The sequence below is a fragment of the Streptomyces europaeiscabiei genome, assembly GCF_036346855.1.
Taxonomy (GTDB): Bacteria; Actinomycetota; Actinomycetes; order Streptomycetales; family Streptomycetaceae; genus Streptomyces; species Streptomyces europaeiscabiei.
On the sequence record NZ_CP107841.1, the window covers coordinates 8,679,726 to 8,695,947 of the forward strand.

The following is a 16,222-nucleotide window of genomic DNA, read 5'->3' on the forward strand; positions in this document are numbered from 1 at the left end:
CGACCCCGTCCGAGGCGTGAACAAGCAGGTGGATATGCAGGTGAAGGGCACTCCGAAAGCTTGGTATTGTTGTCCATGTCGCCGCCGGGAACACCCCTGGCAAGGCGGCAGACACCTGGTCCGGGTGGCGGAATGGCAGACGCGCTAGCTTGAGGTGCTAGTGCCCTTTATCGGGCGTGGGGGTTCAAGTCCCCCCTCGGACACATCGACCCCATCGACCGCTTTCGGTCGGTGGGGTTTTCTTTTGTGCGAGGTCTCCGTGCGAGGTCTCCGTGTGAGCACGCGGTGCTGAAAACGTGGTGCTGAAAATGCGGTGCGCCTGCCCCTCCGCCCTCCCTAGACTCGCCCCACCAAGTGACGAGAGAGGGGAGCCCGGCCGTGTGTGACCGTACCGCCGTCGTCGTTCCCCGTTCCCTGTACGAGGTGATCCTCGTGTCCTCGTCCGTCCGGTGCCCGCTGCGCGGCCGGTACCGGATGTCCGTGACGAACGTCTGACGTCGAAACCCATGTGCCTGCGGGTGGAGTGACAGCTCCGGCCGCGCGCTCACCCTTGCCGTCCGCCGTCCCCGCACGGGAATCGCGCTGCCCCGAAACAGCTCAGCTGAAAGGCCACGGGCCATGCGCAGCAACGTCGACAACATCACCAACCCTCTGACCGTCGTCCGCAACCTGGGCATCCTCGCCCACGTCGACGCCGGCAAGACCACCGTCACCGAGCGGTTCCTGTACGCCACCGGGACCACGCACAAGCGCGGCGAGGTCCACGACGGCACGACCGTCACCGACTTCGATCCGCAGGAGCGCGATCGCGGCATCACGATCTTCGCAGCGGCCGTGAGTTGTGCCTGGGACGGTCATCGGATCAACCTGATCGACACCCCGGGCCACGTCGACTTCGCCGATGAGGTGGAGCGTTCGCTCCGGGTGCTCGACGGCGCGATCGCGGTGTTCGACGCGGTCGCCGGGGTCGAGCCGCAGAGCGAGTCCGTGTGGCGGCAGGCCGACCGGCACGGCGTACCGCGCATCGCCTTCGTCAACAAGCTGGACCGCGCGGGCGCCGACCTCGACACGGCCGTCGAGTCGATCCGTCAGCGGCTCCATCCGGCGCCGCTGGTGGTGCAGTTGCCGATCGGTACGGAGGACGGGTTCGTCGGAGTGGTGGACCTGCTGCGTATGCGCGCCCTGGTCTGGGCGGACGGTGGCGACACGGCCGAGGAGGGGCCGGTACCGGACGCCCTGCGGGACGAGGCGGAGCGACGCCGACGGCGCTTGGAGGAGGCGGTCGCGGAACTGCACCCCATGGCGCTGGAGGAGTTCTGCGCCGAGTCCACGCTCTCCGCGCGGACGCTGGCCTCCGCGCTGCGTGACCTGACCCGCACGGGTGAGGGCGTGGTCGTGCTGTGCGGCTCGGCCTACCGCAACCGTGGCATCGAACCGCTGCTCGACGCGGTCGTGGCCTATCTGCCCTCGCCGCTGGACGTGCCGCCCATACGCGGTACGCACGACGGCAGGGAGCAGGAGCGGGCCGCCGACGAACAGGCGCCGGTCGCGGCCCTGGCGTTCAAGGTGAGCGCCACGGCCACGGGACGGCTGACCTACCTGAGGCTCTACTCGGGAACGATCCGGAAGGGGGACACCGTGCTGGACGCGGGCACGGGGCGCACCGAGCGGATCGGCCGGATCCTGCGCGTCCGGGCCGACCGGCACGCCGAACTGGACCGGGCGGTGGCCGGGGACATCGTCGCGGTGGTCGGGCTGAAGTCGGCCCGCGCGGGGACCACCCTGTGCGCGCCGGTGGCGCCGCTGCTCCTCGAACCCCCGTCCGTCGCCGACCCGGTGGTGTCGGTGGCCGTCGAGGCACGGAAGAGCACCGACACCGACCGGCTCGCGACGGCCCTCGCACGCCTGGCCGAGGAGGACCCCTCACTGGTCGTACGGACCGACCCCGAGACCGGCCAGACCCTGCTGTCGGGAATGGGCGAACTGCATCTGGAGGTGGCGGTGGAGAAGATCCGGCAGAGCCAGGGGCTCGAAGTCGCCGTCGGTCGCCCTCGTGTCGCTTATCGCGAGACGGTCGTGCGCGGGGTGTCCGGTCTGGTCTTCCGGCACGTCAAACAGGACGGCGGGGCCGGGCAGTTCGCCCATGTCGTCCTCGACGTGGCACCCCTGGAGGCGGACGGCGACGGCGGTGGCGCCCCCACGGGTTTCGTCTTCCGATCGACCGTCGTCGGCGGCCGGGTGCCGCAGGAGTATGTCCGCGCGGTCGAGGCCGGCTGCCGTGACGCCCTCGCCGAAGGGCCGCTCGGCGGTCACCCGGTGACCGGGCTGAGCGTCACCCTGACCGACGGGGCGACCCACTCCAAGGACTCCTCGGAGATGGCGTTCCGCACGGCCGGGCGGTTCGCGCTCCGGGAGGCCATGCGGGTCGGTGTGATGGGTCTCCTCGAACCCGTCGTCGACGTCACGGTCACCGTGCCCGCGGATGCCGTGGGCGGGGTGCTCGGTGATCTCGCGGCGCGCCGGGGCCGGGTCTCGGACTCCGTGCCCCGGGCGGGCTCGGTGGTGATCACCGCGACCGTGCCGCTGGCGGAGTTGTTCGGGTACGCGACGCGGCTGCGCAGCCGCACGCAGGGGCGGGGCACGTTCACGACGCGGCCCGCGGGGTACGCCCCGGCGCCGGGGACGGTGCCGGTGAGTTAGAGGTTGGCGGGGGCGGGGAGTTTTCCTCGCCCCCGCCGCCCCTACCCGTCCCATGCCCGGGGCTCCGCCCCGGACCCCGCTCCTCGAACGCCGGAGGGGCTGAACTCTCAGCCCCTCCGGCGCTGTCACCGCGCGGTCAGGCCCAGGGGCTCACCGCCCTGAAGGAACTGTCGGCGCGGAAGGTGTCCGTCGCCTGGTACACGTCCAGGCGCAGCTCGTAGTTGTAGTGCCGGATGTAGCGGCCCGGGTAGTTGTACGACTCCAGGCGTACCGTGCCGGAAGCCGTGCCGGGTCGGGCGCAGTACGTGGCGTCCTTGTCGAAGACGGTCGTGCCGTCGTCCGTGGCGAAGCGGATCCGGTAGTCCCAGTGGCGCAGATAGCGGCCGGCGGAGTCGCGGAAGGAGTAGCAGTTGGCGTCCGCGAGGCCGGGCACGACCGTGAAGGTCGCGCTCTGCTTGACGGCGGTGGTGCTGGAGGAGGTCACCGGGTCGACGTAGCCGAGGCTGTCGGAGCGGACCACGGCGTAGCGGCCCGTGTAGTTGACGGACTGCAGGGACCGGGTGGTGTTGGTCGGCAGGGTGACGCCGCCGGACACGGTCTCCTTGAGGACGGTCAGGTGGCGTACGAAGCCGGTGAGGCCCGGCAGTTCGGTCGGGGTCGACCAGGTGGCGAAGTTGTCATAGCTGTCGCTGTACCAGTACTTCTGGTCGCCGTAGGCGTCGTAGTAGATCCGCCAGCCGCCGTTGTCGAGCTGGACGAGCGCCGGGCCCTCCTTCCCGGAGCCGAAGCCGGCCCAGTTTCCGGTCTTCTGGAAGGTGTACGGGCCGGTGAGGCTGGAGGCGGTCGCGTACTCGATGTACTTGGTCGTCTCGTTCTTGGTGAACGCGTGGTAGGTGGAGCCGATCTTGACGATGAAGGTGTCGATGTAGTTCGGGCTGATGCCGGAGAGCACGGTCGGTGCGGACCAGGCGGTGAGAGCGGAGTTGGTCGCCGTCAGCTTGTACGGCTTGAAGATCCACTCGCCGCCGGCCGCGACGGACGCGGACAGGATGATGTTGACGCTGCCGTTGGTGTCGACGAACCACTCGGGCGCCCAGGCGCGCTGCAGACCGCTGATCGGGACCGTGTAGTCGTACAGGAAGGTCCAGTTGACGCGGTCGGTGGAGCGGGCGAAGCCGATGGTGGTGGAGAGCGCCGACCAGGTGCGGGTGGTGTAGGTCAGGTAGTAGTAGCCGTCCGTGTGCTTGAAGATGCTGGGGTCACGGATCAGGCCGGAGGGCGGGGTGTACGCCGGGCCCTTCTGGAGGGTGAACCCGGTCGCGTCCGGCGAGTCGTAGACGTACATGTTCGACTCGCTGCTGTTGGTGAACGCGGTCATGGTGTACCGCGTCGCCTGTCCCGCCGACGGGTGGGCGGCTCCGGCCGCGCCGGCGAAGGCGGTGGTGAGCCCCAGGAGGGCGGCCACCGAGGTGAGTAGGGCGAGGACTGCCCTGAGGGTTCTGTTCAACGCTCGTCCCGTCGCTGCGTGAACTGCCTTGAAGCGTGGGATGTTGTTCGAAATGTCGGCTCTTGTGCGGAACTTCGGTCAGAAGATAAGAGGGGGGCATGTGCGCGTCAATGGATTCGGTCAGGTTTTCTGCGAGACGAGATTCCGCTTTGAGCCCGCCCTGACTCCGCTGTGATGCGGCTGTGCCCGCCTTCCCCTTCCCCCCGTACCACTCCGGCGTTGCCTCCGGTTCCGTGTTTCCGCAGGTCGCCCCCCGTTTCCCGGTTGCCGCACAGGAGGGCAACAGGAAACCCGTCGACCCCGGTGGGCGGCGGAGCAACTCTTGAGTCGTCAGCAGCGACGGAGCCCGGAAACGGGACGGATGAGGCCAAGGGGGGTGGAGGTCATGAGACGAGCGCTCATGTCTCTGTGCGTGGTCATGGCGGCCACCGCGGCCGTCACCACCGGATGCGCCGGCGGTGACAGCGGCGACGGGGGCCGGGAGCAGGCGGACCGGCAGCCGCGTCCCCCGGCGCTGACCTGGCAGCAGGAACTGCGCAACAACGACGCCCAGCAGCGCCTGACGGCCCAGTGCATGAAACGCCAGGGCTTCACCTACTGGGAGGACCGCACCCTGACCCTCCAGGAGAGCCGCCCGGTGCGCTACGTCCAGGACGACGTGGCGTGGGCCCTTACGTACGGGTACGGCGGGCGGATCGATGCGAAGAGCCAGGAAGTCCGTGAGGACAACCCCATCGGCACCTACCGTCAGAGCCTCTCCCCGTCCCGGCGCGACGCCTTCGACATCGCACTCGACGGCGGCGACGACGCCCGGCTCCTCACCGCGCCGCTGCCGGGCGGCGGTGAGATCCGCAAGCGCGTCGGCGGCTGCACCGAGGAGGCCGAGCGCAAGCTCTACGGCGACCCGGCCGCCTGGTTCCGCACGAGCAAGGTCGCTGCCGGCCTCAACGCCCTCTACGCCGACGACCTACTGAAGGACCGTCAGTTCAGTGCGGCGGTACAGGCATGGGCCCGGTGCATGACGAAGGCCGGGCAGCCCTACAAGGACCCCCAGGCGGCCCGCGACGCCGCCCGGGTCAACACCAGTCGGCTGGGCGCCGCTCGCGCCGACGAGGCGTTCGCCGCCGAGCGTAGGACGGCCCTGGCGGACGCGACCTGCGCCCGCGAGACGTCCCTCCGGGCCGTGGTGTCGGCCCGGGAGACCCACTACCAGGACCGCCTGCGCGACCGGTACGGCAAGGATCTCGACACCTACCGGAACCTCGGTCGGCAGGCCTACGACCGGGCGGTGCGCATCGTTCCGGCGCGCGACTGACCATCTCGCGCGCCGGCGCACACCGTTCACCGGTGGCGGCACCGGGCAACCGCCCTGCGCACCGTCACCGCCGCACCGCCACCCCGCACCATCAACCGAAACGAGGGGAAACACCATGCGCAAGTTCACCGTCACGGCAGCGCTTCTCGGGCTCACCGCTCTGGGCGTCGTCGTACCCACCGCCACCGCGCAGGCAGCCGAGAGCGCCGTCGCGGGCCCCGGCTGTGACAGCAAGTGGGGTCCGCGCAACGGCAACGTGTACGCCTGGGACGGCCAGGACTGCTCGGGCGAGCAGTTGATCGGTACCCCCAACAGCAGCGGCGACTGGGGCAACTCCAGCAACAGGGCCTCGTCCGTCATGAACCGCGGCTACACCGGCAATCTGGCGATCGTCAAGTTCTTCTACCTGCGGAACCACGAAGGAGGCCACACCTGCCTCCACCCGGGCGAGCTGTACGCCGACAACCTGACAGACAACAACTTCACCAACGGACAGATCGTGGACAACAACATCATGTCGCACCAGTGGGTGAACGGCGGCTGCGGGGTCAACCTCACCTGATCCGTCCGACCGGCACGGGCGGCACGGTACCGACCACCCCGGGCCGCCCGAGCCCTTGCCGACAGAGCTGACGAACGTCCGGAACCGGCCGCCCTGCCCGCGGTTCCGGACGTTCGTGTTTTCGCCACTCCGGGTGAAAGACTTGGTCACCCTCACCGAACCGACAGTAACCTGGGCATCCGCCGTCTCACGGCCAGCACTGCCTTGGGGGACACCTTGGGGGACCCGCAGCTCGGCGATGACCCAGAGCACCGCGACGACCGGGAGCGGACCGCGCTGACCACGCGATCCCTCCCTGCACAGCAGTCCTTTCCCGCCCAACTGCGACGACTGCGGCGCGAACGCGGACTGTCGCTCACCGACCTGGCCCGCCGGACCCACTACAGCAAGGGCTATCTCAGCAAGATCGAGACCGGTACGAAACGCGCCACTGTCGACGTCGCCCGCTTGTGCGACCAAGTCCTGTGCGCCGAGGGTGAATTGCTGCGGCTGGTGCAGCAGGCTCCACCCCGCGACGCCGACTGCGAACGCGAGGCCGACGCCGGGCCCCGGCCGTCGGGCGGGACTTGTCCCTACCGCGGCCTGTCGGCGTTCACCCCGCAGGACGCGGAATGGTTCTTCGGCCGGGAGCGCGCGACGGCCGCCCTGGTGGAACGGATCTTCGAACACGTCGGCCGTGGACCGCTGATGCTGGTCGCTCCTTCGGGCGCGGGCAAGTCGTCCCTGCTCAACGCCGGCCTCGTCCCCGCCCTTCGGCGCGGCGATCTCCCGATGCCGGGCGCCGACCACTGGCCGGTGGTGCTGCTCACCCCCACCGCGCGCCCGCTGGACGAACTGCTGGAACGCACCGCCAAGGTGCTCGGCGGGGACCTCGGCATCACCGCCGACGAGGTGCGGGAGAACCCCGCCGCCCTGCTCGACTCGGTACGCGCGTTGCCCGACGAACCGCCGACGGCTCTCGGGGACCGCAGACCCCCGCCCCCTCGACTCGTCCTGATCGTGGACCAGTTCGAGGAACTGTTCACCCTCTGCTCCGACGACGAGGAACGACGCGCCTTCGTCCGGGTGCTCCGCGCCCTGGCGACGGCCGGGCCGGATGAGGACACGCACGCCCCGGCCGTCGTGGTGCTCGGGGTACGTGCCGACTTCACCGGCAGCTGTCTGGGACTGCCCGAACTGACCCCGGTCCTCACCGACGGGCTGTTCGTCCTGGCGCCGATGTCCGTGACGGAGCTGCGGGAGTCGATCACCCGCCCCGCCGAACTCGCCGGTGTCACCCTCGAACCCGGCCTCGTCCCCCTTCTCCTGCGCGACGCCGGCCTGCGCGACGAACCGGAGACAGCACTCCAGGACACCGCGCGGGTCACCGGGATCGGCGCCCACGAGACGCCGTCCGGCGCCCTCCCCCTGGTCTCCCACGCGCTGCTCGCCACCTGGCAGCGCCGCACGGACTCCGCGCTGACCGTCGACGGGTACGAACGGGCCGGCGGCATCCAGGGCGCCATCGCCCGCACCGCCGAGAACGCGTTCGCCCGGCTCTACCCGGCCGAACAGAAGACGATCCGCCGCATTCTGTCCCGGCTGGTACTCGTCGCGGACGGCGCCGGGGCGACCCGCCGCCGGATGAGCCGGGACGCCCTGATGGAACAGCTCGGCGAGGCGGACGGCACGGCCGCCGCCCTCGACGCCTTCGTACGGGCCCGGCTCATCACCCTGGACAGCGACACCGTCCAGATCACCCACGAGGCCCTGCTGCACGCCTGGCCCCGGCTGCGCGACTGGATCCACGCCGACCGGGCCGGACTCCTCCTCCACCAGCAACTGGCCCACGCGGCCGCCGAATGGGGGCGCGAGGACCGCGACCCGTCCGCCCTCTACCGGGGTTCGAGGCTGGACACAGTACGGTCCTGGGCCGACGAGTCGGACGGCTGGAGCAGGCTCGGGCCCGGCGAGGAGGCCTTTCTGAGGGCAAGTCAGGCCGAGGAGGACGGCCGCCGCAGACAGGCCGGACGGCAGGTCCGGCTGCGCCAGTCCATGCTCGCCACGCTCGTCGTCCTGCTGGGGCTCGCCGTGACCGCCGGCGGACTCGCCTACCAGCAGCGGGAGGGCGCCCTCGACCAGGAGCGGGTCGCCCGCTCCCAGGCCCTCGCCGTGCGCTCCGCATCCCTCGCCGGGGGCCAGCCGGAGGCGTCGATGCTGCTCGCGGAGGAGGCCTACCGGGCCGACACCACCTCCGAGGCACGCGGCGCCCTGCTCAGTACCCAGTCCCAGCCCTTCTCCGCACGGCTCGGCGGACACCGTGGACCGGTCAACGTGGTGGCCTTCGCGCCGGACGACCGGACACTGGCGACGGCCAGCTCCGACGGCACCGTCATCCTGCGCAGCGCGGGCGGCGACCATCGGAAACTCGCCACCTTCACCGTCCTCGGCCGCGTCCGCTCGGTCGCCTTCAGCCCCGACGGCCGCGTCCTCGCGGCCACGTCGACGGACGGGCCCGTGACCCTCTGGGACGTCGCCGACCGCCGCCGCACGGCCCATCTCTCCGCGAGCACGAAGGGCGCCCGCGCGGTGGCCTTCGACCCGCGCGGCGGAGCGCTCGCCGTCGCGACCGTCGACGGAACGGTCCAGCTCTGGGAGACCGGGCGCACACCCCGGCGCACCGCCTCGCTCAGGGGCCACGAAGGCACGCTCCACGCGCTGTCGTACGCCCCCGACGGCAAGACCCTCGTCTCCGCCGGCGCCGACCGGACCGTACGCCTGTGGGACACCGACCGCGTCCGGAGGATCGACGTGCTCAGGGGCCACACCGACGAGGTGCTGGGCGCGGCGTTCTCCCCGGACGGGCGGCAGGTGGTCTCCGGCGGCATCGACCGGACCGTCCGGCTGTGGGACGTGCGGGACAAGCGGGACGGCCGGGCGACCGCGACGTTCACCGGGAGCAGCGACGACATCAACGCAGTCGCCTACACACCCGACGGCACGGCGGTGGTCGGCGCGGTCGGCGACGGCACGACCCGACTGTGGGACGTGCGCAGCGGCCGGCAGACCGCGGTGCTCGCCGGACACACCGACTACGTCATGGGGGTCGCCGTGACCTCCGACGGCGCCCTGCTGGCCACGGCCGGATTCGACCAGTCCGTAGTCCTCTGGGAGCTGGGCGGAGCGGTGCTGACGGCGCGTCCGTTCACGGAGGTCTGGCAGGCGGTGTACAGCCCCGACGGGTCACTGCTGGCCACCGCCGACACCGACCACACCGTACGGCTCTGGGACGCCCGCAGCCACCGGCTCCTCAAGCGGCTGACGGGCCACACCGAGACGGTCTTCTCGGTGGCCTTCGCGCCCGATGGCAAGACCCTCGCCTCGGCGGGTTCCGACGGCACGATCCGTCTGTGGGACGTGGCCTCGCGCAAGCACCTGGCGACGCTCACCGGCCATGCCGGGGAGGTCTTCTCGGTGGCCTTCGCCCCCGACGGCAAGACCCTCGCCTCGGCCGGCGCCGACCGCACGGTCCGCCTGTGGGACGTGGCCTCGCGGCGCGACGTCGCCACCCTCGACGGGCATGAGGACTACGCCAACGACGTGGCCTTCAGCCCCGACGGCCACACCCTGGCGAGCGTCGGCGACGACCTGACCGTACGGCTCTGGGACGTCCGGTCGCACCGCGCCCTGGCCGAACTCGCCGGCCACACGGGCGCGGTGCGGGGCGTCGCCTTCAGCCCCGACGGCCGCACCCTCGCCAGCAGCGGCAACGACGGCACCGTACGTCTGTGGGACGTCCGCGAGCACCGCTTCGAGGTCGCTCTGACCGGACACACCGGCTCCGCCCGGGGCCTCGCCTTCTCGCCGGACGGCCGGATGCTCGCCAGCAGCGGCAACGACCGTACGGTGCGGCTGTGGGACGTGGCCTCGCGGCGGCCATGGGCGACCCTGACCGGCCACAGCAACGCCGTGTGGGGTGTGGACTTCGCCCCGGACGGCCGGACGGTGGCCAGCAGCAGCACCGACGGCACGGTACGGCTGTGGGACCTCGACCCCGGGGCCAGGCTGGCGCAGATCTGCCGGCTCAGCGCCGGAATGGACCCCGACGAACGCGCCGGCCTCCTGCCGGGGGTCCCGATCTCGGCGGAACCGGCCTGCGGTCGCACCTGAGGGCGCTGTTCAGCCGATGGCCGACCGCCCTGCTCGGAGGGGGTTTCCCAAGTGTTTCCCCGTTGCCCGATCGGGTGGGCGACGCACGGGCCTCGACGAGCGGGCCGTACCGCCAGCAGGCTGCTGCACGACCACACCACCACACCACCGCACGACCACGCCACGGCGCGACCACGCCACGGCGCGACCACGCCACGGCGCGACACACCCACACTTGATCCACGCCCACACTCGATCCACGCCGAACAGGAAACGGGGGTCCCGGCATGGTGAGCCGGACCGCTTTCATTCGCACACTGATCACGCTCCTGGCCGTCCTCCTCTGGGCGCCGGTGTCCCTGACAGCCACCGCGCAGGCGGCGCAGACGGCACCGGCCGCTGCCGCCGCCGACGACTGCCGCGCCCTCGCGCCCGGCGCGTCCGCGGCCGCCGAGCGGGCCATCGCCGCCGCGTGCGCCCAGGTCGCCGCCGGCACCTGGTACACCTGGGGCGGCGGCCACGGGGCTCAGCCCGGCCCCACGTACGGGCAGGTGGACCCCACCGACCCGGCCAGTGAACACGACCCCGAGCGGCGCGGCTTCGACTGCTCCGGCCTGGTCCGGTACGCGTACGCCCAGGCCGCCGGCTCGGACATCCTCAACGGGGTCGCGAGCCAGCAGTACTACACGCACCGCGCCGCCGCCCGCTTCACCGCCGCCCAGGGCCTCGCGCCGCTCCTCCCGGGCGACCTCCTGGCCTACGGCACCAAGAAGGACCTCCAGCACATCGCCATCTACCTCGGCGCGGGCAAGATGGTCGAGGCCCGGCAGTCCGGCACCAAGCTCATGGTGAGCGACGTCCGTCTCGGCAACACCTACTTCGGGGCGGTCCGCGTCAACACCGGCCAGGTCACCGGCAACATCCACCGGACCTGGGGCACCGACGTCTGGACCAAGGCCGAGCCCAGCCTCGGGGCCGACCGCGTCTACGCCTTCCCGTACTCCACCACCATCCGCGTCCACTGCCAGAAGCACGCGGAGTTGGTCTCCGCCGAGGGCTACGAGAACGACGTCTGGTCCTACCTCCCCGACTACAAGGCCTGGGTCACCAACATCTACATCCAGGGCCCGGCCTGGCTGGAGGGCGTGCCCGACTGCAAGGACAACCCTCCCGCACCGTGACATGACACGTCCCGCACCATGACGCTTCCCACACCATGACAGTGCCCGCACCATGACGCCGCTCGCGCCGGTGACCGCCAGGGGGACGGTCGCCGGCGCGAGTTCTGTGCTTCGCTCAGTTCGACCTGCGAGGCAGCGGATCAGTGCAACAGCACGACCTGAGTCCTGAATGCCGAGGATTCGCGGGCTCTGCTGGAGCGACTCCGAGGGGAACCAGACCTATGAACTCGACGGAACTGGCGTGGTTCAAGTCCAGCTGCAGCGGCAGTCAGGGTGACAGCTGCGTCGAAGTCGCGGTCACCCGGCAGGCCGTGTGCGTACGTGACTCCAAGGACGTGGCCCTTCCGCACTTCGCGGTCGGACGTGCGGGATGGTCGCGGTTCGTGGGGTTCGTGGGGTGCGTGGGATTCCAGGGAGACGGGGGAAGCCCGCGACAGCAGGGCCTCACCTCGTGGACCCGACAGTGGGCGCCTCCCGTCCGAGGAGGCGCCCACCGGCACGTCACGGGCGCTGCCGGGAGTCCAGGATCAGTAGCCGTAGATCATCTTGTAGGCGACCTCGGGGAGGAACTGTCCGGCCGAGGAGCCGGATCCGACGCCGCAGTTGCCGTCGGACTCACCCGGGACCTTGATCCACAGGAGCATCTCGGCGCCCCCGCCCATCTGGGTGGCGGGGCCGATGCGGCGCCCCGAGGGGTTGCACCACTGGCCGTTGGAGCCGTTGCCGTTGCGGCTGGTGTCCACGACGAAGGGCTTGGTGTAGCCGTAGCGGGCACTGAGCTGACTGTTGACGGCGTTGCCGTAGGCGGTGTTCTCGGCGGTGGTGAGGTAGTTGGAGACGTTGAGTGAGAAGCCGTGCGCCTGACGGACGCCGGCCTCGTGGAGGCGCCGGGCCATGGTCCCCGCGTCCGTCCAGGCGGGGTTGCCGGCGTCCATGTAGACCCAGGTGTTGGGGGCCTGGCGGGCGAACTGGGAGACGGCGCCGCTGAGCATGTTCTGGCGTTCGGTGATCTGGGCCTGGTTCATGCACCCGTAGTCCCCGAGGGAGTCCGGTTCCAGGACGACCAGGGCCGGGCGGTTGCCGATCCCGCCGGCGAACTGGGCGATCCAGCTCGCGTAGGCGGACGGTGAGGCGGCCCCGCCCGCGGAGTGCCCGCCGCAGTAGTCGCGGTTGTAGATGTTGTACGCGACGAGCAAGGGAAGCTTGTCACGGCTGTCCGCGGCGCCCGTGTACGCGCCCGTGGCGGTGCCGATGGTTCCGCTCCAGGAGCCGAACCAACGGGCCGTCGGGGTGTTGGCGATGGAGGCGTTGATCGCGGACGCCCGGCCGTCACCGGGGTTGGCGGCGACCCATCTCTTCGCGCTGGAATCGGGGTCCACGTAGAACCCGCTGGTCATGGTGGTCGGGTCGGCCGCGTGGGCGGACGGCGCGACGGTGAGCGCCAGTGGCAGAGCGAAGAGCGCTGCCGTCAGGACCCGGAGTCTGCGGCGCATGACATCACCTCGAATTCCTGGGAGGGACACGTCACGCGCTCTCGTCCCGAGCGTGTGACGCGCTGAGGAAGTGCGGTGGTAAGGCGTTCCCCGGATGCTGGGAGCGCTCCCATTGGAAGCGCTCCCAGTTGCACTGAGAACCGTCGGGGTGTGGTGGGTATCGTGTGGCTGGCTGGGAGAACTGTCAAGGGCCGGAGTGCGAACCTTCCTCTGTACAGCGCGAGTTCGACGCTCTACCGTCCTGATGACCGGAAGCGCTCCCAGTTTTCGGGCCAGGGGGAAGAGGCTCATGGGCATGGCAGCGGATCCGGCGCGTCGGCAGCCCACGCTCGACGCCGTGGCCGAACTCGCCGGAGTCTCCCGGTCCGTGGCCTCCCGCGTCCTCAACAACGCACCGCACGTCAGCCGTTCGAAACGCGAGGCGGTCGAGCGGGCCGTCCGGCAACTCGACTACGTACCCAATCCGAGCGCCCGCGCCCTGGTCACCCGGCAGACGCGAGCGGCCGCCCTGGTCATCTCCGGAGAGGAACCGTCGATCTTCGCGGATCCGTTCTTCGCCCAGGTGATCGTGGGGGCCTCGGCCGCGCTGGAGGAGGCCGACCTGCATCTGATGCTGTGCCTGGCCGCTTCCGACCGGGGCCGTGAGCGAGTGGCGGAACTGCTCCGCTGCAAGGGCGCCGACGGCGTCATGATGATGGCGCTGCGGGAGGACGATCCACTGGCCCGGACGGCCGAGGAGGCGGACCTGCCCGTGGTGTTCGGCGGACGCCCGGTCGGATCCGTTCCCCGCTGGTACGTGGACGTCGACAACACCGGCGGAGCCCGCGAGGGGACCGAGTATCTGCTCTCACGCGGCAGGACTCGGGTCGCCGCGCTCTGCGGGCGTCTGGACACCGAGGCGGGGCGTGCCCGGTATCGCGGCTACCGGGACGCCATGCTGGCGGCCGGGCTCGATCCGTTTCCGCCGCGGGAGGGGGACTTCACCGAGTCCGGCGGCGCCGCGGTCATGGCCGCGCTGCTGGCCGAACACCCTGATCTGGACGGGGTGTTCGCCGCCAGCGACAACATGGGGGCGGGGGCGCTGCGCACCTTGCGTCGGGCGGGACGGTCGGTCCCCGCGGACGTCGCCGTGGTCGGTTTCGACGACCTGGCGGTGGCCCGGATCGCCGATCCGCCGCTCACCACCGTCCACCAGCCCATCACGGCCCTCGGACGGGAGATGGCGCGCATGCTCGTCGCACTCATCGACGGTCAGGACCCCACCCCGCTGATCCTGCCCACCCGCCTGGTCGTCCGTTCCAGCACCTGACACAGCGGGGCCCGAGGCCGCGCGGGCGGGTGCAGATTCCGCCCGGCCGCGCGGCCCCGCTCGTTCCGGGCCGCAGGTCCCTCAGCCGGCCTGCCTGCGCACCTCGTCCAGCCGCACCGGCCGGTGCTCCGCCACCGACAGCGTGGCCGCCTCGGCGATCCAGCTGGCCTCGATGGCGTCGGCGACGGTGCAGGGGGAGGTGCGGGTGCCGGCGACGACCTCGGTGAAGGCGATGAGTTCGGCGCGGTAGGCGGGGGCGAAGCGGTCCATGAAGAAGTTGTGCGGCGGTCCTGCGGGGAAGGTGACGCCCGGCTCGGCGGAGCGGAGCGGGAGCTGGGTGTCGAGGCCGGCGGCGATGCTGTCCTTCATGCCGTGAAGTTCCAGGCGGACGTCGTAACCACGGGCGTTGTGACGGGAGTTGGAGATGACGCCGATCGTGCCGTCGTCGAAGGTGAGGAGCGCGGAGGCGGTGTCGACGTCGCCGGCCTCCTTGATGTAGTCCGCGCCGCGGTTGCCGCCGGTCGCGTAGACCTCCACGACCTCCCGGCCCGTCACCCAGCGGACGACGTCGAAGTCGTGCACCGCGCAGTCCCGGAAGATGCCGCCCGAGGACGCCACGTACCCGGCCGGCGGGGGCGCCGGGTCCAGGGTCGTGGAGCGTACGGTGTGGAGTTCGCCGAGTTCGCCGTTGAGGAAGGCCTCCCGGGCGGTCACGCAGCCCGCGTCGAAGCGGCGGTTGAAGCCGATCTGGACCTGCACGTCACTGGCCTGGACGGCCCGCAGCACGTCGAGGCTCTCCTCGATCGTCTTCGCCACCGGCTTCTCGCAGAACACCGGGATGCCCGCCTCGACCGCGGCCAGGATCAGCCCCGGGTGCGCGTCCGTCGCGGCGGTGACCACGACACCGTCGATCCCGGAGGCGAACACGGCCTCGGGCGAGTCGGCCACCGTCGCGCCGAACTTCTCGGCGGCGGCCGCGGCGGCCGCGGCCAGCGGGTCGGAGACCACCAGCTGCTCCACGACGTCGAGCCCGGCGAGAGTCCCGGCATGGAAGGCGCCGATACGGCCCAGCCCCAGGATGCCAATGCGCATGACGAGTGTCCCTTTCGGAAAGTGCGGATGAACGCGTGCAGATGAGAGAGGTCGAAGCAGGTGGAGGCAGGTGGAGGCAGATCAGTCGGAGGTGCCCAGGACGTTCTGGTCCCAGTCGATCACCGAACCGGTCACCACGCCGCTGCGGGCGGACAGCAGCAGGACGACGAAGTCGGCGATCTCGTCGACCTGGCCGAGCCTGCCCATCGGGAGGCGCTCGGCGGCCCGCTCGCGCCAGTCGTCGCCCGCGCCGTGGAACTCGCGCTGGATCGCGTCCTCGCCCTCGGTCTCCGTCCAGCCGATGTTGAGGTCGTTGATCCGGATGCGGTCCCAGCGGTGGGCGTGGGCCGCGTTGCGGGTGAGGCCCGCGAGGCCGGCCTTCGCGGCGGAGTAGGGGGCCAGGTGCGGCGGGCCGCCGTGCGCGCAGTTGGAGCCGATGTTGACGATCGTGCCGGGTGCCTCGCGGGCGACCAGGTGTTCCACCACCGCCTGCATGGCGAAGAACGGGGCGCGCAGGTTGATCGCGATGTGGGCGTCGAACAGTTCGGGCGAGGTGTCGAGGAGCGAGCCCCGGGAGGTCAGGCCGGCCGCGTTGACGAGACTGTCGACCCGGCCGTGGGCCGCGACCACCCGTTCCACGGCGCCGCGTACCTGCGCAGGGTCCGCCAGGTCGGCCCGTACGAACGTGGCCCCGGTGTCGGCCGCGAGCCTCTCGCCGACCTCGGCACGGCGGCCGGTGAACGCGACGGTCGCGCCCTCGCGCAGGGCCGCCCGGACGATGCCCGCGCCGACGCCCTGGCTGCCGCCGTTGACGAGGACGACCTTGTCCTCGAGTAGTGCCATGAGGGGAGTTTCCTTCCGGGCTGGGCCCCGCGGGGTGCCGGGTCCGTTGACAGGTCTGGTCGCGGGAGCTTCCACGGCGCCCTCGCCTCTGT

General features: G+C 71.1%; 10 protein-coding genes, 1 tRNA gene and 1 pseudogene. 8 read left to right on the forward strand and 4 right to left on the reverse strand.

Annotation, left to right across the window (positions count from 1 at the left end; all coding sequences use genetic code 11):
- Positions 1 to 118 precede the first annotated feature (118 nt).
- Positions 119 to 203 (forward strand) — tRNA-Leu (locus OG858_RS37720).
- Positions 204 to 618: 415 nt separating this feature from the next.
- Positions 619 to 2,700 carry an elongation factor G gene (gene fusA / locus OG858_RS37725; protein ID WP_328544003.1) on the forward strand — a complete coding sequence of 694 codons (2,082 nt, stop codon included), beginning with the start codon at positions 619 to 621 and terminating at the stop codon, positions 2,698 to 2,700.
- A gap of 136 nt (positions 2,701 to 2,836) precedes the next feature.
- Here the strand turns inward: fusA and OG858_RS37730 are convergent, their stop codons facing one another.
- On the reverse strand, positions 2,837 to 4,207 hold the full coding sequence (locus tag OG858_RS37730) for a glycoside hydrolase family 43 protein (RefSeq protein ID WP_086749766.1): 1,371 nt from the start codon (positions 4,205 to 4,207) through the stop codon (positions 2,837 to 2,839).
- Between the two features lie 385 nt (positions 4,208 to 4,592).
- On the opposite strand from OG858_RS37730, the gene OG858_RS37735 reads away from it, so the two are divergent.
- The 5 genes and pseudogenes from OG858_RS37735 to OG858_RS37755 all read left to right on the forward strand — a co-directional run.
- Complete coding sequence (locus tag OG858_RS37735; protein ID WP_328544002.1) at positions 4,593 to 5,522, forward strand: hypothetical protein; 930 nt, start codon at positions 4,593 to 4,595, stop codon at positions 5,520 to 5,522.
- 115 nt (positions 5,523 to 5,637) lie between these two features.
- Positions 5,638 to 6,084 (forward strand): hypothetical protein, encoded by a 447-nt coding sequence (locus OG858_RS37740; RefSeq protein WP_086749768.1) that lies wholly within the window; start codon positions 5,638 to 5,640, stop codon positions 6,082 to 6,084.
- A gap of 216 nt (positions 6,085 to 6,300) precedes the next feature.
- Positions 6,301 to 10,233: an nSTAND1 domain-containing NTPase gene (locus OG858_RS37745; protein WP_086749769.1), complete on the forward strand. Its 3,933-nt coding sequence runs from the start codon at positions 6,301 to 6,303 to the stop codon at positions 10,231 to 10,233.
- 266 nt (positions 10,234 to 10,499) lie between these two features.
- Complete coding sequence (locus tag OG858_RS37750) at positions 10,500 to 11,393, forward strand: NlpC/P60 family protein (RefSeq protein ID WP_319261238.1); 894 nt, start codon at positions 10,500 to 10,502, stop codon at positions 11,391 to 11,393.
- A gap of 221 nt (positions 11,394 to 11,614) precedes the next feature.
- Positions 11,615 to 11,788: pseudogene (locus tag OG858_RS37755) on the forward strand (DUF397 domain-containing protein); the annotation flags it as partial.
- Positions 11,789 to 11,920: 132 nt separating this feature from the next.
- On the opposite strand, the gene OG858_RS37760 reads toward OG858_RS37755, so the two are convergent.
- Positions 11,921 to 12,886: a glycoside hydrolase family 6 protein gene (locus OG858_RS37760; RefSeq protein WP_327745332.1), complete on the reverse strand. Its 966-nt coding sequence runs from the start codon at positions 12,884 to 12,886 to the stop codon at positions 11,921 to 11,923.
- Positions 12,887 to 13,181: 295 nt separating this feature from the next.
- Here OG858_RS37760 and OG858_RS37765 point away from each other — a divergent pair, with 295 nt between their 5' ends.
- The gene (locus OG858_RS37765) at positions 13,182 to 14,195 is read left to right on the forward strand and encodes a LacI family DNA-binding transcriptional regulator (protein ID WP_179201152.1); all 1,014 of its coding nucleotides are present in this window, start codon (positions 13,182 to 13,184) and stop codon (positions 14,193 to 14,195) included.
- An 81-nt stretch (positions 14,196 to 14,276) separates the two neighbouring features.
- On the opposite strand, the gene OG858_RS37770 is transcribed toward OG858_RS37765, so the two are convergent.
- Both OG858_RS37770 and OG858_RS37775 read right to left on the reverse strand, forming a co-directional pair.
- Complete coding sequence (locus OG858_RS37770; RefSeq protein ID WP_319064110.1) at positions 14,277 to 15,287, reverse strand: Gfo/Idh/MocA family protein; 1,011 nt, start codon at positions 15,285 to 15,287, stop codon at positions 14,277 to 14,279.
- A gap of 81 nt (positions 15,288 to 15,368) precedes the next feature.
- Entirely contained in the window at positions 15,369 to 16,130 is a 762-nt protein-coding gene (locus tag OG858_RS37775) for an SDR family oxidoreductase (protein ID WP_086749774.1), read from the reverse strand.
- Positions 16,131 to 16,222 lie beyond the last annotated feature (92 nt).